The sequence below is a fragment of the Acinetobacter sp. CE-15 genome, from assembly GCF_051059255.1.
GTDB classification, from domain to species: domain Bacteria; phylum Pseudomonadota; class Gammaproteobacteria; order Pseudomonadales; family Moraxellaceae; genus Acinetobacter; species Acinetobacter guillouiae.
On sequence record NZ_CP192737.1, the window covers coordinates 2,450,574 to 2,475,572 of the forward strand.

Annotated in this window: 25 protein-coding genes; 10 read left to right on the forward strand and 15 right to left on the reverse strand. The window is 37.5% G+C overall.

Annotation, left to right across the window (positions count from 1 at the left end; translation table 11 throughout):
* The first annotated feature begins 38 nt into the window (after positions 1–38).
* A complete protein-coding gene (locus tag ACQ7EO_RS11355) occupies positions 39–350 on the forward strand; it encodes a TusE/DsrC/DsvC family sulfur relay protein (protein WP_004821403.1) in 312 nt (103 codons plus the stop codon).
* An 89-nt stretch (positions 351–439) separates the two neighbouring features.
* Here ACQ7EO_RS11355 and ACQ7EO_RS11360 read toward each other — a convergent pair whose 3' ends face one another.
* From ACQ7EO_RS11360 to ACQ7EO_RS11370, 3 genes are all read right to left on the reverse strand, one after another.
* Positions 440–1,738 (reverse strand): reprolysin-like metallopeptidase, encoded by a 1,299-nt coding sequence (locus ACQ7EO_RS11360; protein ID WP_434277327.1) that lies wholly within the window; start codon positions 1,736–1,738, stop codon positions 440–442.
* A 419-nt stretch (positions 1,739–2,157) separates the two neighbouring features.
* On the reverse strand, positions 2,158–2,637 hold the full coding sequence (locus tag ACQ7EO_RS11365; protein WP_004821399.1) for a winged helix-turn-helix transcriptional regulator: 480 nt from the start codon (positions 2,635–2,637) through the stop codon (positions 2,158–2,160).
* 249 nt (positions 2,638–2,886) lie between these two features.
* A complete protein-coding gene (locus ACQ7EO_RS11370; protein WP_434277328.1) occupies positions 2,887–4,104 on the reverse strand; it encodes an alkane 1-monooxygenase in 1,218 nt (405 codons plus the stop codon).
* Between the two features lie 191 nt (positions 4,105–4,295).
* Here ACQ7EO_RS11370 and ACQ7EO_RS11375 point away from each other — a divergent pair, with 191 nt between their 5' ends.
* Positions 4,296–5,216, forward strand: coding sequence for an AraC family transcriptional regulator (locus ACQ7EO_RS11375; RefSeq protein WP_004720615.1), 921 nt, complete (start codon positions 4,296–4,298; stop codon positions 5,214–5,216).
* A 116-nt stretch (positions 5,217–5,332) separates the two neighbouring features.
* Here ACQ7EO_RS11375 and ACQ7EO_RS11380 read toward each other — a convergent pair whose 3' ends face one another.
* The 3 genes from ACQ7EO_RS11380 to ACQ7EO_RS11390 form a co-directional block, all read right to left on the reverse strand.
* Positions 5,333–7,207 (reverse strand): SurA N-terminal domain-containing protein, encoded by a 1,875-nt coding sequence (locus ACQ7EO_RS11380; protein ID WP_434277329.1) that lies wholly within the window; start codon positions 7,205–7,207, stop codon positions 5,333–5,335.
* A gap of 129 nt (positions 7,208–7,336) precedes the next feature.
* A complete protein-coding gene (locus ACQ7EO_RS11385; RefSeq protein WP_004720620.1) occupies positions 7,337–7,609 on the reverse strand; it encodes an HU family DNA-binding protein in 273 nt (90 codons plus the stop codon).
* Positions 7,610–7,769: 160 nt separating this feature from the next.
* Entirely contained in the window at positions 7,770–8,255 is a 486-nt protein-coding gene (locus ACQ7EO_RS11390; protein ID WP_004821389.1) for a phasin family protein, read from the reverse strand.
* A gap of 268 nt (positions 8,256–8,523) precedes the next feature.
* Between ACQ7EO_RS11390 and ACQ7EO_RS11395 the strand changes: the two genes are divergently transcribed.
* The 8 genes from ACQ7EO_RS11395 (at position 8,524) to fdx (ending at position 14,778) form a co-directional block, all read left to right on the forward strand.
* Positions 8,524–9,174, forward strand: a complete 651-nt coding sequence (locus tag ACQ7EO_RS11395) for a hypothetical protein (RefSeq protein ID WP_434277331.1) — start codon at positions 8,524–8,526, stop codon at positions 9,172–9,174.
* A 153-nt stretch (positions 9,175–9,327) separates the two neighbouring features.
* Positions 9,328–9,801: an Rrf2 family transcriptional regulator gene (locus ACQ7EO_RS11400; RefSeq protein ID WP_004720625.1), complete on the forward strand. Its 474-nt coding sequence runs from the start codon at positions 9,328–9,330 to the stop codon at positions 9,799–9,801.
* A gap of 1 nt (position 9,802) precedes the next feature.
* Positions 9,803–11,020, forward strand: a complete 1,218-nt coding sequence (locus ACQ7EO_RS11405) for an IscS subfamily cysteine desulfurase (RefSeq protein ID WP_004720627.1) — start codon at positions 9,803–9,805, stop codon at positions 11,018–11,020.
* Positions 11,021–11,130: 110 nt separating this feature from the next.
* Entirely contained in the window at positions 11,131–11,517 is a 387-nt protein-coding gene (iscU, locus tag ACQ7EO_RS11410) for a Fe-S cluster assembly scaffold IscU (protein WP_004720629.1), read from the forward strand.
* Positions 11,518–11,562: 45 nt separating this feature from the next.
* On the forward strand, positions 11,563–11,883 hold the full coding sequence (gene iscA, locus ACQ7EO_RS11415) for an iron-sulfur cluster assembly protein IscA (RefSeq protein WP_034610390.1): 321 nt from the start codon (positions 11,563–11,565) through the stop codon (positions 11,881–11,883).
* A 100-nt stretch (positions 11,884–11,983) separates the two neighbouring features.
* The gene (gene hscB, locus ACQ7EO_RS11420) at positions 11,984–12,499 is read left to right on the forward strand and encodes a Fe-S protein assembly co-chaperone HscB (protein ID WP_004720634.1); all 516 of its coding nucleotides are present in this window, start codon (positions 11,984–11,986) and stop codon (positions 12,497–12,499) included.
* 65 nt (positions 12,500–12,564) lie between these two features.
* Positions 12,565–14,424, forward strand: coding sequence for a Fe-S protein assembly chaperone HscA (gene hscA / locus ACQ7EO_RS11425; protein WP_434277333.1), 1,860 nt, complete (start codon positions 12,565–12,567; stop codon positions 14,422–14,424).
* A gap of 15 nt (positions 14,425–14,439) precedes the next feature.
* Positions 14,440–14,778 carry an ISC system 2Fe-2S type ferredoxin gene (gene fdx / locus ACQ7EO_RS11430; RefSeq protein ID WP_004821379.1) on the forward strand — a complete coding sequence of 113 codons (339 nt, stop codon included), beginning with the start codon at positions 14,440–14,442 and terminating at the stop codon, positions 14,776–14,778.
* 75 nt (positions 14,779–14,853) lie between these two features.
* Here fdx and ACQ7EO_RS11435 read toward each other — a convergent pair whose 3' ends face one another.
* From ACQ7EO_RS11435 to ACQ7EO_RS11475, 9 genes are all read right to left on the reverse strand, one after another.
* Entirely contained in the window at positions 14,854–16,302 is a 1,449-nt protein-coding gene (locus tag ACQ7EO_RS11435; protein ID WP_434277334.1) for an adenylate/guanylate cyclase domain-containing protein, read from the reverse strand.
* A 54-nt stretch (positions 16,303–16,356) separates the two neighbouring features.
* Positions 16,357–16,791 (reverse strand): HIT domain-containing protein, encoded by a 435-nt coding sequence (locus ACQ7EO_RS11440; protein ID WP_004720642.1) that lies wholly within the window; start codon positions 16,789–16,791, stop codon positions 16,357–16,359.
* A 229-nt stretch (positions 16,792–17,020) separates the two neighbouring features.
* The gene (mfd, locus tag ACQ7EO_RS11445; RefSeq protein ID WP_434279614.1) at positions 17,021–20,482 is read right to left on the reverse strand and encodes a transcription-repair coupling factor; all 3,462 of its coding nucleotides are present in this window, start codon (positions 20,480–20,482) and stop codon (positions 17,021–17,023) included.
* A 296-nt stretch (positions 20,483–20,778) separates the two neighbouring features.
* Positions 20,779–21,135 (reverse strand): hypothetical protein, encoded by a 357-nt coding sequence (locus tag ACQ7EO_RS11450; RefSeq protein ID WP_035370969.1) that lies wholly within the window; start codon positions 21,133–21,135, stop codon positions 20,779–20,781.
* Between the two features lie 109 nt (positions 21,136–21,244).
* Positions 21,245–22,186: a Dyp-type peroxidase gene (locus tag ACQ7EO_RS11455; protein ID WP_434277335.1), complete on the reverse strand. Its 942-nt coding sequence runs from the start codon at positions 22,184–22,186 to the stop codon at positions 21,245–21,247.
* A 188-nt stretch (positions 22,187–22,374) separates the two neighbouring features.
* The gene (locus ACQ7EO_RS11460) at positions 22,375–22,851 is read right to left on the reverse strand and encodes a DUF6678 family protein (RefSeq protein ID WP_434277337.1); all 477 of its coding nucleotides are present in this window, start codon (positions 22,849–22,851) and stop codon (positions 22,375–22,377) included.
* A 51-nt stretch (positions 22,852–22,902) separates the two neighbouring features.
* Positions 22,903–23,688 carry a glutathione S-transferase N-terminal domain-containing protein gene (locus ACQ7EO_RS11465; protein ID WP_434277339.1) on the reverse strand — a complete coding sequence of 262 codons (786 nt, stop codon included), beginning with the start codon at positions 23,686–23,688 and terminating at the stop codon, positions 22,903–22,905.
* A gap of 42 nt (positions 23,689–23,730) precedes the next feature.
* Positions 23,731–24,243: a ribonuclease E activity regulator RraA gene (gene rraA, locus ACQ7EO_RS11470; protein WP_004720654.1), complete on the reverse strand. Its 513-nt coding sequence runs from the start codon at positions 24,241–24,243 to the stop codon at positions 23,731–23,733.
* Positions 24,244–24,255: 12 nt separating this feature from the next.
* Positions 24,256–24,921: a nucleoside-diphosphate sugar epimerase gene (locus tag ACQ7EO_RS11475; protein ID WP_434277341.1), complete on the reverse strand. Its 666-nt coding sequence runs from the start codon at positions 24,919–24,921 to the stop codon at positions 24,256–24,258.
* Between the last annotated feature and the right edge of the window lie 78 nt (positions 24,922–24,999).

Sequence of the window (24,999 nt, forward strand, 5' to 3'; positions counted from 1 at the left end):
AAGTTACATTGTTTCTGTTGTTTTGTTTAGGCGGTTTTATGAGCTTTGAGTTAGACCAAGATGGTCATTTAGTAGATTACACCATTTGGAATGAACAGGTTGCCCAAGAGTTGGCACAAAGTTTAGATCTACAACTGACCCCATGGCATTTTGAGGTGTTGCATGCAGTACGTCAATTTTATACCCAGTTTGGCCACTCTCCTGCAACTCGTCCACTGATTAAATTTTTAATGAAAACGATCAACCCAGCAATTGATAATGCTGTTTTACAAGACAAGTTTAATACAGGACTGGTTGCCCGCCATTTAAGCCGTTTGGCGGGTATCCCTAAACCTGCAAATTGTTTGTGATCAGTTCGTAAATATTAATTCGTTTAACTTAATATGAGATCAAACCCATCAATATAGCGAGTAAATATCTAAACTGGCTATAGCATAAATTATTTCACTTTCTTCCTGAGAAAATCCCATTGGTATTTGAAAAAATATTTTAGTGTTTGATTTGGATTGACTGCAGTTTTATTTTTTAAATTTACGCCATCCGAATGATCATAATCTAAAAAATTAGCTGTAGTACCCTGTATAAATTGAAAGCTCGATCCTTTGGCTGTAATTTTCTGTGATTCAAACAAATGATCCAATCCAAAACGATGCCCTAATTCATGTACCACGACTTGATTAAATATATTTTGAGGACAGTTAAATAAGGTAACGCTGTCACCACCAGCACCAACTGCATTCTTTATTTCTACAGTTGTTACGAAAACATAATTTTTAGTCGCTAAGTTTTTATCTTGATATTTTTTATAAAACTTAGTTAAGTCACTTAAAAAATAACCCGTGTCATTTATATTTAATTTATTCAAAGATATATTAACATCATCGTCTTTGCTACGATATTTGTTTAAATCAAATGTTGGAGCATTTTTTATTTCTACATTTATTAAAGCTTGGTTAAATGAGTTATGCTTTAAAAAAATTTCATAATCATGTGAACGGCTTGGTTTTTTTCCATCAGTTATAACGTCTACAAAAATAACCGATATAGTAGGAATCACGGCATTATGATAAAGCATTAGCTTCCCAACTTTCTCTTGGGTCTCTCCTTTTATTGCTGTTACAATGATTTCTTCATGTTTTTGCAAAGCACCTGTGCACTTAATATTCACTATTTCTGAAGCTAGATAATAAATCTCTTCTTCTCTTTTAGTATCTTCGCCTAAATCTCGCGTCATTTTTTTGGCGTAAATAAAATCTTCGACACTGAGCTCTGCTGGTTCAATAATAATATTCGGATTTGAAACTTCAAACTTAATCTTTGTTCCATCATTTTTTAATGAAAAATTATTTTCTGAATCTAATAGCCTCAACTCTAAATTAAGCCTAACCCCTTGATTGACAGGATTAGAACTATTGCTATCCTCTTGTGAGCTTGGGTAGATTGCTAACCATGCAGGGATATATTCTGTGCCAAATGGGCTAATTTTGGTAATTTGGTCTTGAGTATATGTCGCTTTTAATGATTGTATCGAACCACTGACTAAAGCAACTTTGTTTCCAAATTTTGTTGCTGCATTCGGTCTATAGTTGGTTAATTTTTTAAAGTATTCAGGTCTGTACCAATCAAAACCATAACTTCCATCATATATGTTATCTTCACATCTTCGAAAATGAATCGTAAACTTCTGTAGGTACGTATCACAAGTACTTCCGACTGTTGGGCTTGAACCAATTCCCATTCGATTACTCCATATTAAATATTTTATAAATTATTAAAATTTTGCATCAGTTAAATAAGTATATAAAAGTGAATGACTTGATCAAAATTATCTGTTTAAAAAATCGCTCTATTCTTTATCAAGCAATAAACCTTATTTTCTAAACTAGGATTACAGTTACTGTTTTTCATACTTTTACTTATTAATTTAAATTATATATTTTTTAAATTGAACAATCACATATTTTATATCTTTTTAACAAAAATCAAAAATAATATCAGTAATTAAAATTTCAAATTACTTGCTACGCTTCATCTAAACATTTTCACAAACACTAAAGATCATGAGTGCACATGTCTTTATATTTTTATGATATTTACCAACAACTTAATCTAAAATTAATTCATGATAAATATTGAAAATCATCTAGGGAATAGCAATCAAGCTAATTTTTTCTGCGCTAAGTATTGGAAAAACGCAGAGCTAACGATTGGCTTCACCTGTCTTGCATTCACCGCCTGCTGACATTCTGAGCATACCAATATCGGAGTAAACTCATGACCACAAACGGTATGTTGATACACCATAGGTGCACCCAGCCCCTCATCCATCCACTTATCCGCCCATGCCACCATGGTTAATAAAATAGGATATAGATCTAAGCCCTTTTCAGTTAAGCGATATTCATAACGCTCTTGTCGATCGACATAAGCCACTTTAACCAGTATTTCATGCTCGACCAAACGTTTTAGCCGTTCAGACAGTACATGTCTTGTCACACCTAAATTTTCTTGAAAATCATCAAAACGACGTAAACCCATAAAAGCATTACGTAAAATAAGCATGGTCCATCGATCACCCAATACAGATAATGTACGCGCAATTGAACACGGTTGATTGCCTATTTCTTCCCATTTCATACGAAGTTCCAAATTACATTTGTAAATTTAAAATACCATTAATGAATACTATGAAATAAACAGAAAAAGAAAGATAGTATTTCAGGGATTTTTTTTACATTCATTAAAATTGAGCGACAGGTGCTTATGCTTTAACAAGGATGACTCACAACTAAAAGTAGCGTTAGTCAACATTTAAAAATGCTGGGATATTTTTAATGCACAAAACAATAAAAGCCCAATTCTGGGCTTTTATCTTAAAATTAAATTTTACTTATTCAACAACTTATCCACGACACCAAACTTTTTGAAAATGCTTGCTCGGCGTTTTGGATAAATACTGGCCTTATTTAAATCACCCTTGTAATGATCAAATACCCGCTTATCCATAATTTTAAACCACCACGACGGGATCATCGCTGGCAACAGCATACTTGCATAACCGCTTGGCAATTCAGGTGCTTCATCAAAGTGACGTAACGCTTGGAATGGGCGTGTCGGAAAGGCATGATGATCTGAATGACGTTGTAACTGATATAAGAATAAATTCGTTACGATGTTGTTATTGTTCCAACTATGCTCAGGCATTGTGCGTTCATATTTGCCATTTTCATCTTTTTGGCGCAATAAACCATAATGCTCAATATAATTGATGATCTCAAACAACGTAATACTATAAGCTGACTGAGTTGCTAAATAAGGCAAAATACCTTTACCAAATAACCCGACCATAGATGAATGGAATGCTGCGGTCATTGTCCAGCCTTGCAATAACTCATTATCTTTAGACCAGAATCCAAGGCCCTTCCGTTTAAGACGGTTGGTTTCAATTTCAATCGCTGATTTAAATGAACCAATGACGGTACGTGGTAAAAACTCATAGAGCGTTTCACCCATTTGCGATGAAGCTGGATCTTCAGGCGTCGCAGCGCGTTTATGGTGTCCATAAGGATGTTCGATACGGAAATGGTTATAGCCTGATGGAACCAATGCCAAATGCGATAAAATATGGTCCATACGGTCATGCTTATGGCTTAACTCATGTGCTGTGTTAATGGCAATACCATTAATTGCACCCATTGAGACACCAAGCAAAATCTTATCTAAAAGAGATGTTTGTTTACGTCCGACCAAATAACAAGCATATACATTGGCAACATATTGAATCGGAATAAAGGATTTGACCAAACGTGAATAATACGGATCTTGCTCAAGTAATTTTACATCTTCACTGGTCGGATTGTTTTTATCCTTACCGATCAATGAATCTATGGCTGGAATAATCACATGCAGTACCAGTGGCCCACCCAATGCAAAAACTTTTTTCAGTGGCTTAGGTGCAACATGATATCCCGCTAAGATTCCTAAGCCAATCACTGGAAGTGATGGACTAATCATCCAAAGATAACGCTTTTTATCAAGTGCCAAACCTGACTTTGGTTTTAATTGTTGAAATTGCTGCTCTGTCAGTTGAACTGGTGCATTCATGGCTATATCTTCCCTATCTTTCTACTTAGTTATATATTTATGTAAAATTCAACTTAAAGACAGTTGTAAGCGTCCATAAAACCTATGAAAAAGTCTTTGGCATCTTCAACATAGAGTTTGTCCTTTGCGCACATGTTTTAATAGCATGAAACATTTTTATTATTTGAGAACAGGAAATTTGAACTGAATCTATGGATGCTTTAAGTAAAATTTTTGATGATATTCATCTCAACCATTCAGAATATATTTACCTTCAAGCTCAAGGTGATTGGTCATTTCAGAGTCCAAAACAAGATGCCGTGATCGCGCATATTGTTCTGTATGGAAATGCTTATTTAGAATTTTCACCCAAAATGACTGTTGCACTACAAACCGGCGATATGTTTTTAATTCCAGCAGGATTAGCACACACGGTAAAAAATCATTTAGACACGCAGTTAGTTGAAAGCCTCAATATAGAATCACTATTTGATGGATTAAGACAAGACGCAATTGAATTTGGTCAAGGAAGCTCAGAAAAGACCCTTATCCTTTCTGTACGATGCCATATGAATGCAATCATGGCTCGTCCATTGATCAATGCACTCCCACCATATTTGCATATACAAAATGCCTTAAGTGATGAGGCACCTGAATGGCTTAAAATTGGATTATATTTTGTTTCTGCTGAAACCCGTAGAACCATGGCGGGTAAAAATAAAATTATGGATCACGTCGTCAGTATTTTGATGATCGAGTGCGTACGTGACTATATTGAGCAAATGCAAGATCACAATAACTGGTTAAATGCCCTTGTACATCCTGAACTTTCAAATGCACTTGCAGCCATTCACAGCCGTCCAGAACAGAGCTGGACCGTAGAAAGCTTAGCTGAAACCTGTTGTATGTCGCGTTCTAAATTTGCCAGCTTATTTAATCAAATTATTGGGGAAACACCTTTAGCCTACTTGCAACAACATCGCTTACGTCTTGCCAGCCAGCTAATCAAACAGGGGCAACTGCCTATTCAGCAGATTGCACACCAAGTGGGATATTCATCTGAAACTGCATTTAGCCAGGCATTTAAGAAACAATTTGAACTTAGCCCAAGCCAATATCGCAATCAGATCTAAAAAAGATTACAGTCATCCGCTAATCACATCTTAGTGATATAGCTTCTGTACTAATTCTATATTCCATTTCACATAAAAAAAGCGCCGAGGCGCTTTTTTAAATCTGGGAAGATCAATTATTTAATTTTTGCTTGAGCTTTTAAATAACGCGAATAATCATCTAATAATTGTTCACCACGGAACTTCTGATACATTTGCGTAAGTTGCTGAACTTCAGCAGGATCCATCTGAGCAGTATCTACTTTTTTCACATTCGCTACAGCCACAACAACTAACTCATTTGGCAGCTTCGCAGTGCTGACAGACCACATGCCTGCTTTAGGTACTGGCTGGCTAAAGGCAACACGCTCAATCTCACGCTTAAGGCCTTTTGAACGAGTGAATGTTCCTGCATGGACAAAGTTAGACTGATATTTCGCAGTAACCTCTTGCGCTGGCAATTTTTTGAAATCCGCAATCATGGCATTTAATTTTGCATGCGCAGCATCAAACGCTTTTTGTTCAATCAATTGTGCTTTTACACGTGCAGTTGCTTGCGCTAAAGGCTGTACACCGGCTGGATGATACTTACGAACTTTAACCCAGACAACATCACCATTGGCAGTTTGGATATTACTTGACGCCGTCGTATTTCCGCTTTTCACATCGTCATTAAACAGTTTAGATTTAACAGCAGGATCAGCAAGAACTGGATTGGTTGTCGTTAAATTCACATTATTTGCAGATTGAACTTGAACTGTCTTCACTGCTTGTGAAACCACATCCAATGCATCACTGTTAACCACTTGCTCATTTAAACTATTTACAGTGTCAGAGAAATAGTTAGCAGATTTATTCTTTAAAACTTCAGCAGTCAATTCAGCTTTTTTCGACTCAAATGATGGCACTGAATCTACTGGTGTATTCACTTCAATCAAATGATAACCGAATTGAGTTTTAACAGGCTTAGACACTTGACCATTGCTGGTTGAGTTGACAGCTTTATCAAAATCATCACCAAAAGCACCTGGCGCATAGGCAGCAAGTGCACCACCTTTCGCTTTAGAATCAGGGTCTTCTGAATATTGCGCAGCAGCTTGAGCAAATGACGTACCTGCCTGAATTTTTGCATACACTTCATTTGCAAGTGTAGCAGCTTGCTCAGGCGTACGAGAATCAGTCGTGATCAAAATATGTTTAACATCACGCTTCAAACTTTGCTTATATTTTTCTACAAACTGAGTATAAGCTTGTTGTAATTCAGCATCAGTCACTGCCGCATTTGGCTGTGTCAATGTCGCTGGGCTGAGCACCACATAGTCCACATCCACTGAAGCAACTTGTTTAAACTTATTTTGATGCTTGTTGTAATAATCCGTAATTTCCTGATTGGTCACTTTAACATTGGCTTTATAGTCATCAAGTTTAACGCTTGATAAGAATAATTCACGTTGTTCAGATTGCAAGTTGGCAATTTGCTGGATATCCAATTTACTGATCAGTGCATTATCCGAAATTGTAGAGCTCAAAATGCTTAAGGCAAAATCTTGGCGAATATTTTGGATAAATGCTTGGCTAGTTAAACCCTGTGAACGTAAATAATTTGCATATAGTGTATTTGAAAATTTACCATTTTCCTGAAAAGCAGGAATTTGTGCAATTTTCTGTTCAATTTGAGCATCGCTCAAAGTCACACCTAACTTATCAGCTTGTTGTCTTAAAAGACTTTGGCTAATGAGGTAATCAAGTGCTTTATTTGCAATAAATTCTTTGTTCAATAAAGACTCATCCCCATGTATAGCAGGATTTGCCAACAATTGATCTGTATAGCCTTTTGTAACCGTTTCTAACTCTTTTTTAGAAATATCTTGACCATTAACAGTTTTAGCTACGTCTGCTTTTTGCCCACCGCTGAAATAGCCTTCAATACCAACCACAGCAAATGGCGCTAAAAATAACACAAGGAGAACTTTACCAAACCAGCCCCTTATGAGAGTGCGAAACGATTCCATGAGTATTCCAATATTATATTTCGTAAGGATTCTAACTGAAATTGTGAAATGAATGAACGAGCAATCACTGATAATTTAATATATTTCATAAAAAACGCGCCACAAAGGCGCGCTTTTAACAAGCTCAGATTAAGCTACTGAGTCTTTTAAGCCTTTACCAGCTTTAAAGCTAGGTACTTTGCTTGCTTTAATCTGAAGCTCTTCACCAGTTTTAGGGTTACGACCAGTACGAGCAGCACGGTCTTTAACACTGAATGTGCCAAAGCCGACTAAAGTCACTGTGTCGCCTTTTTTAAGCGCTTCACCAATTGAAGCAATAGTCGCATCTAATGCTTTACCAGCATCGGACTTTGACAATCCCCCTTTTTCTGCAATCGCATCGATTAATTCTGATTTATTCATGAAGATTACGTCCTCTTATATCGTTTGTTTAAGTTCCAAGGCTGTAGATCAAAGGCCATGACGACTTTATAGCAATGCTTTGGGGGGAAACGCAAGACTCCAAACACGCTTTTCACAAAAATTACGACTAAAATTTACGATTTTTTTGGATTAATGGTAATTATTTCATTTTTTTTAGCAATTGGTCGCGTAAGTTTTGGTTCTCTTCAGCCAATGCATCGACCTTATTGTGGAGTTGCAGGATCAAGTTTTCCAAATGCTGAAGATCTTTAGCAGTCACTAAACCAATTCTGTTTAATGAATGATTTACACGCTGATCTAAAAGTTTTTCAACCTTGTCTTTGGTTTCTGCAACTGACTCTTTGGTTTTTTCAGTGACTTTATTGACTGTCTGATCTGTGACTTCAACTGTCTTGGATTCAAGCTCCTCACCCACCTTGACTAAAGAATCAAAGAGTTTATTGCCTTCTTCTTCGGCTCTGGAGAATGCTCCCAACCCTGCCAACCAGATTTGTTTTGTATATTTTCTGAAATCTAATGCTGACTTTTTATGATTTCTAGGCTTTATTTGAGATTCATCAAATTCATTTTGATCTTCATAAAGATCTGTTTGTTCTTTGTTGCTCTTTTTCATATCTTGCTCCATTTACCCCAAACTCCAGCGTGTAATGACCTATATGACCAAATTATGTAGAAAATATTGCTATATTATCAAATAAAACTATTGAACCTTTTGCTAAACTGTTCTACAAAGCAAAGTAATTGTTTTAATGTTAAGGAACACTTGGCAATTCGACAATGGTTATTAAGATAATTTTTATATCATTGTTGAAATATTGTGTTTCCAGTCATGGATGAGATTGTTTCAAATTTATTTAGAGATCGGACTCTCTGTTTTGCTATAGGAATTTTTTATGAATGAATCGCAACAAAAGCAAGGTCATTCTCGTTTGTTGCTAAACATTGTCATGATTATATTGGAAACCATTTATTCTTTCGTATTAAAACATGATCGTGTTGTTCGCTTACAGGCAAAAAAATTCGTCGGACAGCAGATTACAATTAAAATGAATAGTTATATTCCTTATTTTGACTTTTATGTTCAATTTACAGATCGTGGTATTCTTTTTGATTTACAGCCTCCAGAAAAAGCCATTGACCTTTCTGTGAGTAGCACACTCATCGATTTCATCCAAATTTTTGTCTTTGCTAATCGTCGTAGCATGAAAAAAATGCGTCTGGAAGGCGATAACCTGCTCAAGGAACAGTTCCGTGATCTAGTTGTACACTTAACTGCCCCTAAATTGCTTTCAGACTGGAAGCAATGGTTAACCAATCCAGATGATGACAGCCAGACAAAAGCATCAAAAAAACGCATTGCCCCTTTGCTTGAAAAGATTGATCAGCAACGCTCTAAGATCAACACACTCCAAGTTGAAGTGAAACAATATCAAAATCGTGTTAAACGCTTGCAGCTCAACCAACAACGTTTATATACGGCTTTAGGCGTATTGGGCTTCCTATTTATGGCATTAGTCGTGTATAATCTTTGGCAAATATTTTGATAAAACTTGAACAAAAATTGAAATTTTCCAGTAATTTTTGTTCAAATAATAAATTCTGACTAAATTAGTCAGAATTAAACTTAAAAATACTTGACTATTTTAGTCAGGATTCATAAAATTCATACATCTAGTCTAAAACATGTGTATCGAATCATGCGCCTAACTACTCGCGGTCGCTATGCAGTGACTGCACTACTTGACTTAGCATTGCAGCCACCTGAACAAACGATTACGCTTGCAGAAATTGCAACCCGCCAAACGATATCTGTCGCTTATCTTGAACAATTGTTCGCTAAACTTAAACGTCATGGCTTAGTTTCAAGTGTTCGTGGAGCAAATGGCGGTTATCACTTAGCGCGCCATGCTGAAGAAATTACTGTCTTAGAAATTATTGAAGCTGTAAATGAAACCGTTGATGCGACTCGTTGTGACCACAAAGGCAACTGCCAAAATGGTGCAATGTGTTTAACTCACGATTTATGGCAAGAACTCTCTCTCCATATTGCCGATTATTTAGCTAAAATCACCCTTGCGGATTTAGTAGCTCGTGACAACGTACAAACCGTTGCAGTTCGCCAAAATTCAGCACCTCTTGATTCAGCCCTTTTATCGGTTACAGGTATTTGACATGAAACGTCCGATTTATCTTGACTATGCAGCAACTACGCCTGTTGATCCTCAAGTAGCAGAACGCATGATGGAGTGTTTAACCTTTGATGGTACATTCGGTAATGCTGCTTCTCGCTCACATGCTTATGGATGGCAAGCTGAAGAAAAAGTTGAATATGCACGTGAACAAGTCGCAAATTTAGTAAAAGCTGATCCACGCGAAATTGTCTGGACTTCTGGTGCTACTGAATCTGATAACCTTGCCCTTAAAGGTGTTGCTCAGTTTTACGGTTCTAAACGTAAACACATCATCACAAGTAAAATTGAACATAAAGCAATTTTAGATACTTGTCGTGAATTAGAAGAAGAAGGTTTTGAGATTACCTATCTTGAACCTGAACCTAAAACTGGTTTAATTACCCCAGAAATGGTTCAAGCTGAACTTCGTCCAGATACGCTACTTGTTTCATTGATGATGGTGAACAATGAAATTGGTACTGTGACAGATGTTGCTGCAATTGGTGAGTTAACACGTGCCAATAAAACCTATTTCCATGTAGATGCTGCACAAGCTGCAGGTAAAGTTGAAATCGATCTTTCTACCATGAAAGTTGATTTGATGAGCTTCTCAGGTCATAAGGTTTATGGACCTAAAGGCATTGGTGCTTTATTTGTACGCCGTAGCCCACGTGTTCGTATCAAAGCACAAATTCATGGCGGTGGTCATGAACGTGGTATGCGCTCAGGTACACTTGCAACCCATCAAATCGTCGGTATGGGTGAAGCATTTGAACTTGCTGGCAAATCTTTACAAGCTGAACAAACACGTTTACGTGTACTCCGTGACAAACTCTGGAACGGTTTACAAGATTTAGAACAAGTCTTCTTAAATGGCCACCCTGTATACAATGTTGCAAACTACTTAAATGTTAGCTTCAACTTTGTTGAAGGTGAATCATTGATGATGGCGTTAAAAGATGCTGCTGTATCTTCTGGTTCAGCATGTACATCTGCAACACTTGAACCTTCTTACGTACTTCGTGCCCTCGGTCTTTCTGACGAGTTAGCACATAGTTCAATTCGTTTTAGCTTTGGTCACTATACGACTGAAGAAGACATTGATCATGTAATTAAGATTACTAAAGCTGCTGTTGAGAAATTGCGTGAGCTTTCTCCGCTTTGGGATATGTACAAAGAAGGGATCGACTTAAATTCAGTTGAATGGGCTGAACACTAAGTTCCTTGAAATCAAAACGCGGCATTTTATTGAAAATCAGTAAAATGCCACCAAATTAGATTGTAGAAATACATATTATCAACGCTGACCCCGAGGTTTGGAGAAGCAACATGGCTTATAGCGAAAAAGTAATAGATCATTACGAAAATCCTCGTAATGTTGGTGTTTTGGATAAAAATGCAGAAAATGTTGGTACAGGTATGGTGGGTGCACCTGCATGTGGCGATGTAATGCGTTTACAAATCCAAGTGAATGACAGTGGTGTAATTGAAGAAGCTCGCTTTAAGACTTATGGCTGTGGCTCTGCAATTGCGTCTAGTTCACTCGTAACCGAATGGTTAAAAGGTAAAACGCTTGACGAAGCACAGGCGATTAAGAATATCGACATCGCAACTGAACTTGCACTTCCTCCTGTAAAAGTACACTGTTCTGTACTTGCAGAAGATGCAATTAAAGCTGCTGTTGAAGATTACCGTAGCAAGAAAACTAAAGCCTAATATCTGTTCGTCAAATTTAGCAGATGATTTTTTAACGGAGTTTTCATGATCAATCTAACTGAAAATGCTGCAACTCATATCAGCAATTACTTAAAGAATCGCGGTAAGGGTGAAGGTATTCGTCTTGGTGTGAAAACTTCAGGCTGTTCTGGCTTAGCTTATGTACTTGAGTTTGTTGATGATATCGACACTCATGATCAAATGTTCGAGCAGTTTGGTGTAAAAGTTTTTGTAGATCCAAAAAGTTTGGTTTATCTCGACGGTATGGAAATGGACTATGTTAAAAATGGTCTCAATGAAGGCTTCGAGTTCAATAACCCAAATAAAAAAGGTGAATGTGGCTGTGGTGAATCTTTCACTGTATAATCTGCCCTGCTTTTTCTCATGTTAAAACAGTGTCTTGCACTGTTTTAATCACATTTAATTACACCGTTTTCCTGTAAAACATCGTGGATGAGTATCTCCCATGAGTCATTTTGAGTTGTTCGATCTCCCGGAAGCACTCGATATTGATTTAGCGACATTAAAAGCTAATTTCCTAAAACTACAACAGCAATATCATCCTGATAAAGCTGAAGATAAAGACAAAGCTTTGATTAAATCAAGTGAAATTAATCAGGCATATAAAGCTTTATCCAATGTAGACAGTCGTGCTGCTTATCTACTTTCACTCAAAAAGCAAGATCATCACTTAGATCAATCAATTAGTGATTTTGAGTTCTTACAATCTGCTTTAGAAATTCGTGAGCAGCTTGATGAAGCAACCAATACCGAACAATTGCATTCTTTAAAAAAAGAAGTCCAACAATGGATTGATGGCTTAGTTCGCGAATTCAAAATTGATTTTGAGGATGAAGATTGGGCTGAAGCACGTGACACGGTGCGTAAGTTACGATTCTTTCAAAAAGTCATGAATGATATTGATAAAGCCGAAGATCAGCTTTTAGATGATGAAGATTTTAGTTTAGATGATGATTTCTAAATTTTAACTTTCATTATATGTTTTACCCGAATTTGTTTTTAGTTTTTATTTTAAGGATGTGACAAATGGCACTCTTGCAAATTGCTGAACCAGGACAATCAAGTGCGCCACACGAACACCGTATTGCGATTGGTATCGACTTAGGGACAACCCATTCTCTTGTTGCTACGGTATTATCAGGCAAAGCCAAAGTACTGAACGATGAGCAAGGTCGCGTGTTACTTCCTTCTATTGTACATTATTCTAAAAATTCAACCGAATATGGCGATGCAGCAAAACCGTTTATTACTGCTGACCCTAAAAATACCATAGTTTCTGTTAAGCGCTTTATGGGTCGTTCTAAAGCAGATGTTAAATTTCAACACCCTTACACGCTTGCGGGTGCTGACAATGAAATGCCAGCATTTGAAACAGCGCAAGGTCGTAAAACACCCGTAGAAATCTCCGCAGAAATTTTAAAACAACTGAAAGATCGCGCTGAACAAAGCTTAAGCAATCCGGTGAATGGCGCTGTGATTACGGTTCCAGCCTACTTTGATGAAGCGCAACGCCAAGCCACACGCGATGCAGCTGAACTCGCGGGTTTAAATATATTACGCCTGCTCAACGAACCTACCGCTGCGGCTGTTGCATATGGCTTGGACCAAGAAAGCAATCTAACAACAGACCGCAACTATGTCATTTATGATTTAGGTGGTGGTACATTTGATGTGTCTATTTTGCGTTTTTCTCAAGGTGTGTTTGAAGTTTTAGCCACAGGCGGTCATACCGCACTGGGTGGCGATGACCTAGATCGCCTTATTGTGAAATGGGAAAAAAAACAACTCAATATTGAAACTTTAGATGATGCAGAATATGCACATTTTATCGTTTCTGCGCGCAAAGCCAAAGAAGCACTCAGTGATGCAACCTCTGTTGATATTAAAGTTCTAACACATCATCTCACGCTAGATCGCACAACATTTGAAGAAATCATTCAAGTGGCATTAGATAAGACGATCAATGTGTGTAAACGTGTCATGCGTGATGCAAAACTTGAACTCGATGATATTCAAAATGTAGTTCTTGTTGGTGGTTCAACCCGCTCTTATGCTGTACAGAAAGTGGTGCGTGAAGTATTTAAGCAAGAACCGCTTTGTACCATCAATCCTGATGAAGTTGTGGCGATTGGTGCTGCGATCACTGCAAATCAACTCATTGGAAATTCTAAAGATGGTTCATTACTGTTAGATGTTACCCCGCTGTCACTTGGTCTAGAAACCATGGGTGGTTTGGTTGAACGTTTAATTTCACGTAATACAGCCATTCCTGTTGCACGCCGTCAAGAGTTCACCACCTATCAAGACGGTCAAACGGCCATGCTGATCCATGTCTTGCAAGGCGAACGCGACTTAGTTGAGCATTGCCGCAGCTTAGGCCGTTTTGTATTACATGGTATCCCACCAATGACCGCGGGTCAGGCACGTATTGAAGTCACTTTTCAGGTCGATGCAGATGGCCTGCTTACTGTTTCAGCCAAAGAAACCACATCAGGGGTCAATGCGCAAATCGACATTAAACCTTCTTATGGATTGTCTGAAACCGATACTGAACGTTTGCTTTTAGAAGGTTATAAATTCGCTGAAGAAGATAAAAATCTTCGCCATCTCAATGAAACTAAAGTTGAAGCACAGCGTGAACTTGAAGCCTTAACACAGGCATTAAAGGTTGACTCCAATCTGCTCAGTACTGAACAACTGACTGCACTCACCCAAGCCGCTGAAGCCTTAAAAGCTCAGCTTGAAACAAACGATATCAAATCGATTGAGCATGCTGTTGAACAGTTAAAAACTTATAGCGATGCCTTTGCTGCAGACCGTATGAATCAACACATTGATCATGCACTGAAAGGCACCAAACTTGATGATTGGTCTAACTCAAACTAATTTAAGGTAACGACTATGCCACGTATTAAAGTACTACCTCATGCAACAATTTGTCCAAATGGTGCTGAGTTTGAAGTTGAACCAAACGCCAATCTGTGCCAAAGCTTGCTCGATAATGGTATTAAAATCGAACATGCCTGTGACATGTCTAAAGCATGTACCACTTGCCATGTGATTGTACGCAAAGGCTTTGATGAGCTCGAAGAGATGGATGATGTTGAAGCAGACTTACTTGATCGTGCTTGGGGCTTAGAACCCGATTCGCGTCTATCTTGCCAAGTTAAAATCACAGACGAAGATATGGAAGTTGAAATTCCAAAGTATACGATTAACCATGCTTCTGAAAACCACTAAGTTGCTTTTCATATAGGCAAAAAACCACTCTTTATGAGTGGTTTTTTAATGGCTTAGGCATTTAATTTAACGACTTTACAAATAATTTGAGTTGACTTCATCTTCAATATTAAGCTTTGCAACGCCTTGAGAGTTGATAAGTTTTTGCTGAACCTTAATCCGTTCTACCATTTTTTCCAATACTTCAACCAGCTCTGGATATTCAAAGTTTTGCACTTCTTCTAAATTCAGCACCAAATGGAAGCCTTTATACTCATAATCAAACCATTGTTGATTTTCATTCTTGGTCGCTGAATATTTTTCCATCACTTGCCAAGTGCGTACCTTACCTTGAATCCCTTTCAGCTCAATCGGAGTTTTTGGTGCACAGAGATAATCGTTTTTAATCAGCTTATAGGTTTCATCTGAAACCAAAATTTCATCAATATCCGCAGCATATTGCAAACGTGCTGCTAAATTGGCATCACGCCCCACAATGGTATATGCCATACGATGCACAGCACCATAGTTCCCAACGTGGCAATAACCTGTACTGACCCCCATACGAATATGTAAAGGTGCATAGCCCATTTTCACCCAACGTTCACGGAGAAATTTCATCTGCTGGCGCATTGCAATGGACATATCAATACAGTTTTTCGCATCCTGCTCCACACCTTGTGAGTCAGGATCACCAAAGAAAATCAGGATTGCATCACCCATAAACTTATCAATGGTTGCACCATATTGTTTGGCAATTTCAGTCATATGACTTAAATAGTCATTTAATACAAAGGCCAAATCATCTGGAATCAAAGTTTCTGATAATTCTGTAAATCCTTGAATATCAGAAAAGAAAACCGTCATTTTTTTACGTTTATATTCAATCTTGGCTTCTGTATCACCACGCATGATCGCTTGCCAAAGCTGTAATGGCGCATAACGACTGAGTTGATTTGACAACTCAATATAGCGATTCATTTCATTGAAATAGGTGTTTTTCTTGGTTTCTACACTTTTGATACGGCGATTTTGATAATAATTTCCGATGTTTACAAACAAAATGATGCTAATAAAAGACAGGACTGATAGCTCTGGGCTGGTTTGCTGAAAATAATCATAAAAACCAAAGATAAAAATAATATTGGTATAAAACACAACAAAGGCAACTAAAATTGCCAGAGAGCCCATCATAAATGAAATTTTGTTGTTAATCGCTGTATAGATCAGTGCAAATAACAATACAAAAGTTACCACGAGGCTTAAATGTACAGCAGCCAATGCGGTAGAAACTACGATGACATCAATTAAGAAATAGATGTTTTTCCGAATTTTAGAGCCATATGAATATTCTAGCCAGCGCGATAGCTTAGGGCTAACAATAAAAATAAAGCCTATAAAAAAAGGAACATAAAATTGATAATTTGCAATTGGGGAGGTGAAATAATAAACCATGACCACCAAAGCAATAATCAAATACCCCATAAATCGCTGGAATATCTCAAATTGCTTTGGCTCTTTATCTAACATACGTTCAAATGGCAAAATATTTTACCTCGAATGTCATTTTATTAAACACTTCCCTTGTGCTGTTTACACTTAATCCATACGCCAATCGAATGGCATCTCACCTTGACCACGTAACGCCAACATCAGTGTTTGACGCATATGTGCTAATACTTCATTGCTATAAGGAACTGCTTGCAGGCCAAATACAGGTTTAGGCCAAGCTACATCATTCTGATAACGAACTACATGATGAAAATGTAATTGCGGAACCATATTTCCAAGTGCAGCAACATTCATTTTATCTGCACGAAAAACACGAGAAAGCTGACTAGACAACCAGCTTGATTCACGTAAAAACTGCTCTTGGTCAGCTTGACTTAGTTCATATAACTCAGTGATACCAGGAACACGTGGAATAAGAATCAGCCACGGGAATTGCATATCATTCATTAAACGACATGTTGAAAGCGGAAAATCGCCTACAAAAAAAGTATCTTGAGCAAGTTGTGGATGCAAACTAAACATATCTTTATAAATGACGCAAAATTAAAAGGATGGCTAATACTAACACATCGGTTTTCGTGTGAATATTGGTTATCTTGTGTTTTGGTACAAATAAACACAGTTTGTTTTGAACCTGATCACAATTACACTTTAAAGAATCACAGAATTTTTTCAAGTGATTTACCTGAAAAAATTCATAAGCACTTTTAATCTCAGATTGAGCATTTTTTAAGCTCAAAATCCTGATAAATTAACGCTTTAATTCTGTCAGTAAATTGTTTAACAAATCCTGAATAAACTGAATTCGCTTGTCATTTTCTTCAAGCATCACCATCACTTTTAAACGTTGTCCACCTTCCATACGGAACCAAGTTGGATGCTTCTGCATGAGTTGAATAATACTGATCGCTTGCACAGGTGTATCAGGTGAAAATTCGATCACCCCACCATTAGCCCCAATATCAATTTTGGTAATTTCTAAGGCTTCGGCCTTAACCCGAATTTGATGAACACTAAACAGTTGTTTTACTGGTAATGGCGGCACACCAAAGCGATCAATCAGCTCCATACGGATATTGTCAAGTTTATCCTGAGTATCGGTATTACTAATACGTTTATAGAACATAAGACGCTGATGTACATCACCCAAATATTCATCTGGGATCAAAGCAGGCATATGCAGGGTAATTTCAGAAGTAAGTGAAAGTGGTGTATCAAAATTAGGCGTCTTGCCCTGTTGAATTGCTTTGGTCGCTTTGGCTAACATTTCCATATATAGGCTATAACCAATTGCATTCATTGAACCGCTTTGTTGTTCACCCAGTAATTCACCAGCCCCACGGATCTCTAAGTCTTCCGTAGCCAGCATAAAACCAGCGCCAAGATTTGAAGCTCTTTGAATGGCATCTAAACGTTTTTCGGCATCACCTTTAAGGCCTTTAATCGATGGCACCATCAAATATGCATAGGCTTGATGATGGGAACGTCCAACACGACCACGTAATTGATGTAATTGTGCTAGGCCGAGTTTGTCTGCACGTTCAATAATAATCGTATTGGCATTAGGAACATCAATCCCCGTTTCAATAATTGTTGAACAGACCAGCACGTTAAATTCTTTGTGATAGAACTGTTGCATGATTTGCTCAAGTTCACGTTCACGCATTTGACCATGCGCAACCGCGACACGCGCTTCAGGTACAAGTTGACGAATATTTTCCGCAGCGCGTTCTATGGTATCTACTTCATTGTGCAAGATATAAACCTGACCACCACGTAACAATTCTCGCAGAATTGCCTCTTTCATGGTTTCATTGGTTTGTTCATTGACAAAAGTTTTGACAGCTAAACGACGTGCAGGCGGTGTAGCAATAATTGAAAGATCACGCATTCCACCAAAAGCCATATTCAATGTACGAGGAATTGGTGTTGCAGTTAAGGTTAACATATCAACATCTGCACGCATGGCTTTGATACGCTCTTTATCACGTACCCCAAAACGATGTTCTTCATCAACAATCATTAAACCTAAGTTTTTAAACTGCACATTTTCCTGAAGAATTTTATGTGTGCCGATGACAATATCAACTTTACCATCGATTAAATCATCAATGGTTTTGGTATGACTTTTATTGGTTCCAAAACGCGAAAGTACCTCTATTCGGATTGGCCAATCGGCAAAGCGATCTTTAAATGATTCAAAATGTTGTTGCGCCAATAAGGTGGTAGGGACTAAAACAGCCACTTGCCTATTATTTTGAACAGCAACAAATGCCGCGCGCATCGCCACTTCCGTTTTACCAAAGCCAACATCACCACAAACCAATCGATCCATTGGTTTGGCTTGTTGCATATCATATAAGGTCGCTTCGATGGCATTGGCCTGATCCAGTGTTTCCTCATAAGCAAAACCACTGGAAAATTGCATATATGCACTTTGATCCAGCTCAAAGCTAATCCCAGGTTTAGACTGACGGCGTGCTTGAATATGTAATAATTCAGCTGCCACATCATGAATCTGTTCAAGTGCTTTACGTTTTGCTTTATTCCATGCATCTGTACCCAATTTATGTAATGGCGCTAAATCAGGATCACCACCACTAAAACGGCTAATCAGGTGTAAATTGGTCACAGGAACATACACTTTTGCATCATCTGCATAGTTTAATTGCAGAAACTCATAGTCTTGTTCATCAATATTTAAGGTAACTAAACCTGCATAACGCCCAACACCATGATCAATATGCACCACTGGCGCACCAATATTGAGTTCCGTTAGACTTCGGATCAGAAACTCTTCTGAAACCTCTTGTTGACGTTTTCTACGGCGCTGTACCACTCTATGTTCATACAGTTGGTTTTCAGAAATAACTGATAGATCATTGCTAATGACCAATCCGCGATCCAAAGGCGCATTGGTAATCGCCACAGAGAAATTAGATTGTTGAAATACAGCAAAATTTTCAACAACTGGAATTTCACCTAAACTTGCACGTAAAGCATCTTTTAAAGTTTCACGGCGTCCAGCACTTTCAGCCACCAGTAATACAGGATGATTGGCCTCATCCACATACTGCTTCACTGCTTTAAATGGTTGGTCTTGTTTAGGGTCTACAGGCAATCTTGGTGGTAATTCAACCGACAAATTGATACAGCCTGCTTTTAATTCAATGGCTTCTGTTGAGGCAATAATTCTTGAAAATTGATTTAAATACTCAAACAGTTGATTCGGTTGTATAAAAATTTCTTCAGGTGGTAATAGCGGTTGATCAGCATTATGGCGTCGGTCTTCGTAACGACGCATCACATCTGTCCAAAAACTCAACAATCCTTCGTCAATGTGCTTATCTGTAATGACAATCGCATTGCTTGGTAAGTACGATACCAAACAACTTTGTGTTTGCATGGCTTGCTGTGAAAAGAATAACGGGAAGTAGAAATCTAATCCTGGAGAAGCAATGCCTTCTAACACATCTTGATAAATTGGGTTTTTCTTGGGATTTGCAGTTGGAAAACTTTCTGCATAACGATCACGAAATGTTGAACGCGCTTCTTTTAACGGAAATTCTTTTGCAGGAAGTACAGTAAAACGCTCTAACTTTGTTGTTGTTCTTTGGGTTTCAGGGTCAAAGAATTTTAAACTGTCTATTTCATCATCAAATAAATCAATACGAATAGGTGCATTTTGCCCAGAAGCATAAATGTCCATGATGCTACCACGTACCGCAAACTCACCATGGTCATAAACGGTATCAACCAGATGATAACCCGCCTGAACCAGTTTTAATTTTTGTTGTTCTAATGCAAATTTCTGACCAACGCGGATATCAAAATGCTCACCCAACACCCATGATGTAGGGGCAACACGTTGTGCCAAGGTGGTTGCAGAGACCAATAAAATACCTTTTTGTGGCATATTGGAAAGTATCGACAGTCTTTCAGAGACAATATCTTGGTGCGGAGATAAACGATCATATGGCAATATCTCCCAGTCTGGAAATATTGTTGGTTTTACCCCATAAAATTCTAATTCACTTTCCAACTGTCCCAAGTGCTGATTATTTTTTGCAACCAATACAAAGAGCTGATCCGATTTCTCTGCGATCTCCTTAAACAATAAGGCTGCAGATGAACCGAGCATTGTGCCAATCCAACGTTTTTCGCCTGCTTTCAGTTGTTTTAAATTGAGGTCAGAGATTTCTTGTTTAAACATAATCGCATAGGGTCTAAAAGACATGAGCAATAGTTTAACATGATGACTTTATTCAGTTGAGTGATTTTGTTTATTCTATTTATCTGTGCAGTGACTCAACAGCAGCATTTTCTTCATCAGGATAGAATTCACATCAACCTCAAGACAATCTCACAGGATCATAGACCTGTGGAAGCTCTTGCAAATGAATTGAGAATAGTCATTTGTATAACAGAGAAAAATCTAAGCAACATCACACATTATTCTTTAGTGAAATATTCTGATTCCACTAAATGTTATCCATGCCTTAAGTTGATTTATTTTTCTCGTTTAAACGCTTTATAATAATCATTGAGTTTTCGAATAATTTCTTTAAATTGTTTTAAATTTTCTTCTGTATTGCCAAGTCGTTGCACATAGTTGTTTGTCGCGATTTCTAAATCAATCTTTTCATTGATCAAAATTGTTTTATAGAACAAAGCCTTTAAATCATCAAAATTATTGAGTTTTCGGTTAGAAAAGTATTCCAGCCGTTCAGATAACTCACGATTTAAAACAATACCATCTACAATAAAACCATGCTCAGCATCAATTTGAATATTATTTTCTTGTAGAAAAACTTGTTCAGGACCGTTTTTATTACCCTTAAATAATGCTGCAATTTTATCAAACATCATTAAAACTCAATCAAATCAGAGACTCATCATAACAAAGATGACAAAAGTTCGCAGTAAAAGGCCGTTTTAAAACGACCATTTACCTGAAGAACATAAACCATCAGCGTTATTCGTCACCCAAATCATCTAAGAAGTCGACAGTAGGCACAAAGAATAAGGTTCCAGTCACTGCTGTACTAAAATCTAATAAACGATCTAAATTACCCTCTTCATCACCTTGAAACATATGCTCTAACATTTGTCGAGTCACACTAAATTTGCGTGCATAACCAATAAAGAAGGTGCCATATTCATTTTTAGATGGATTTGAGAACGGCATATTTGCACGCATGATTTTAATTTCATTACCATCGGCATCATGCGCCTTACTCACTACATTGTGTGCTGTTTTAGGCTTTACATCATCACTCAGTTCAACATCATTAAACTTTTTACGTCCGATGACTTTTTCTTGTTCTTCATCACTGAGCGCACGCCACTTGTCCATATCATGCATATATTTTTGAATAAATGCATAACTGCCACCTTTAAAGTCTGAGTCTTCATCACCCACCAGTGCATATTCAGCTGCAATTTCAGGCTCTGGGTTTTCTGTCCCATCAACAAAGCCAATAATCGCTCTACCGTCAAAATATCGAAAACCATTCACTTCATCCACTGGATAACTTACGGCTTTTAATTGCGTATTGATCATATCTGCCATTTCAAAACACAACGCTTGACGATCAGCACGAATATGGAAAAACAAATCGCCTTCTGTTGAAACAGCCGTATATTTTGGCCCTTTAATTTCTTTAAACTGTTCTAATTCTTGTGGTTTAGCCTGATCAGGAAATAAACGCTCCCACGCATTTGCCCCAAATCCCATAACCGCACTAAATTGTGCATCTGGATAACGGTTGGTTAAACTACGTGTTAATGCTGAAAAATTTGCTGCAAAATCGATTACTGTATCTATTACTTCAGCCCCAAGCCTTAATCCTAAAACAATAAATAAGGCATTTTCTCCTGGACGATTCATAACAGGTTGAATTCGAGTTGAAGTCATAATTTATCTCAAAATATTCTATTGGTTACAATCTAACATAGGCTGTTTTAAAGCTTAAGTTTTTATCGTTAACAATCCACTAATTCACAATATTTATATGGATACAAATGTTGCGAAAAATGATTAAAGCAATCAGTTTTGACTTATTTGTTCAGACACCTCTATTGTGATTTTTTTTAAAATTACTTTTAGTAATAAGCATAAATTTTAAAACAACTGTTTTTTTCATCAAACATAATATTCAAATGCTGCAACAAAGTACGAAATTGATCTGTTTGATCTAAAATCAAATCACTGATCAATCGTCCTCTCGGTTTGCTCAGCATAGGCTTTACAATTAAATATTCAATTGCAATAAATACAGGCATAGCATCGTGATAGAAAGGATGCCAATCACCCAAATACCACGGAATTTTCTTCACAAATTGATCTTCAGCTTGTAGATCTTTATTTTCAGTCACCAATTTGACAATAAATGCAGGTGGAAAATCCAAGTCTGTCATTGCATGCAGAAGTTTGAGCCATTTTGAATCACTCATACAAGATACCAACTGCCGTTGATGCGCGACCTGCTGAATTTTCAAAATATACTTTATATAGCCTTGGTCAGCCTTTAAAGTATTTATATGATTTCGATATTCAAGATAATTTTCTTGTAAACCCACATTTATCCTTCAATTAAAAGCACCTATGTTAGGTGCTTTTAACACATAGAGTTAACCATATTGTTTCTGTAAATAAGATACGATTGCTGCTGACTCAAAGAGTTTTTCACCTGTATTTGGATCTTCTAAATAAGGCACTTGAATGTCTTGCTTTGCGCGGGCCATAACTGGAATAATTTTTTCACGTTTGCCACCCACCAAAGGAATATATTTACCGGGTTTTAAACGTAAAACTGCTGGCCCTAGATCTTGCCAACACTCTTTCGCCACATTATGAAAGATAAATGGAATTTCTAATTCAGTTAACACAGCACGCACAACACGTGTATAAGGACTTGCTTCAAACCCCCATAATTCCAATAATTGCGCTGGACTTGCACGATCAACAATTCTTTTATTAACCCAAACCCCGCGTGCACCATTAATAATGGTTCCCACCATAGCGACCGTTGGGTATTTAGGATAATGAGAATATTTCTTTGGTGTTTTGCCTGTTTTACCATAATGCTTAAATAAGTAATCAACAATCTTTTGCGATTCGTACATTGCTGTTCCCGTATTTTCATCAATGAAATACGGAAAACGTAATTTCCCCCCTTTTTCTTTTACAACCTGACGATATTTAATCCCACCTTTAGGGCATGGATAGACTTCATAATCCAAATTGAGCAAGGTCATTACTTCTCGTACACGGCGGCAAAATGGTGAACCTTCAAACTCATATAACTTTAAAGCCTTTTCTGGCTGGTTTGGAAACGGAGTTCCTGTTACACCACGGCCTCCCTCAGTCAGTGATGAAGCCAAAGCTTGTACAACTTTAATTTGATGATGCACCATTTTATACCCCCTAGATGATTGTTTTCGCTTAAATAAAGCTTTTTATAAATCCACTAATTTTTCTTTTGAAACCACAATGCCATTGTTATCTGCATAGATATATTCACCAGAATTGAAAGTGACACTACCAAAATACACAGGAATATCGACCTCACCTATGCCTTTACGATTGCTTTTTTGTGGAATTGAAGCCAATGCATGGACACCTAGATCAAGTTCAACTAGTGCATCTACATCACGTACACAGCCGTAAATCACTACACCATTCCAGTGATGCTTAACCGCTGACTCTGCAATCATGTCACCCATCAAGGCACAACGCATGGATGCTCCACCATCGACAACCAAAACCTTGCCTGTTCCATCTGTAGCAAGTAACTCTTTCACTCGTGAGTTATCTTCAAAACACTTGACTGTCACGATTTGACCACCAAAGGTTTTACGCGCCCCATAACTTCTAAAAAACTTACCATCTAGAGATGGAATCAAGGTTTGGATGTCTTGGTCTGGATGATCATCTAATAAATCACAAGTTACAAAAGGTACTGTAGTCACGTTATCACTCCATTATTTGCTATTTTGTATACGCAAATTATCATAAATTTCAATTTTTTGAGTTTGTGTTTGAGCAGCCTCGACCATAGTATGAGCCACTTGTTGTGCTGTCACTGGCTTATATTTAAAAGAATTGGGTACCAAATGCGAAAATTTACCATACAGCTTTTGCGTTACGTCTTCTAAGAATCGCTTTTCATTTCGTTCACCAAGGAGTAACGATGGGCGAATAATAGAAAAACGATATAAGTTCAACTTTTGTATATAGTCCTCAAGCTCACCTTTCACTTGATTATAAAAAATTGGCGAGCTGGCTTTTGCCCCCATCGCACTGACTAAAAGTAAATGAGTTTCAGTCATTTCAAATAAATCTGCAAAATGCGCATTGATCTCAAAATCAATATTATAGAAAGCTTCTTTAGAACCTGCCTTTTTAATGGTCGTTCCCAAACAACTGAATGCATGAGTGTAACCGCTGACATCTTGATCATTGAGTAGAAGGAAATCATCCAATACAAATTGTTCAACTTTTTTAAATTTTGAAAAGTCGGGATTTTCTCGTCGTACAATAACTGTAATTTTTTCACAATCAGTCAATAAATCGAGCTGTTCAATGAGACGCTGCCCCACTAAACCTGTTGCTCCAATCACAATCGCATTTTTTATCGAATTAGTCATTTTTTAAACAATCTCCTAGATTTATTACTAATCTAACGTTTTATTTCAAATTTTTCTTCAACAAAAATGTTGTCAAAG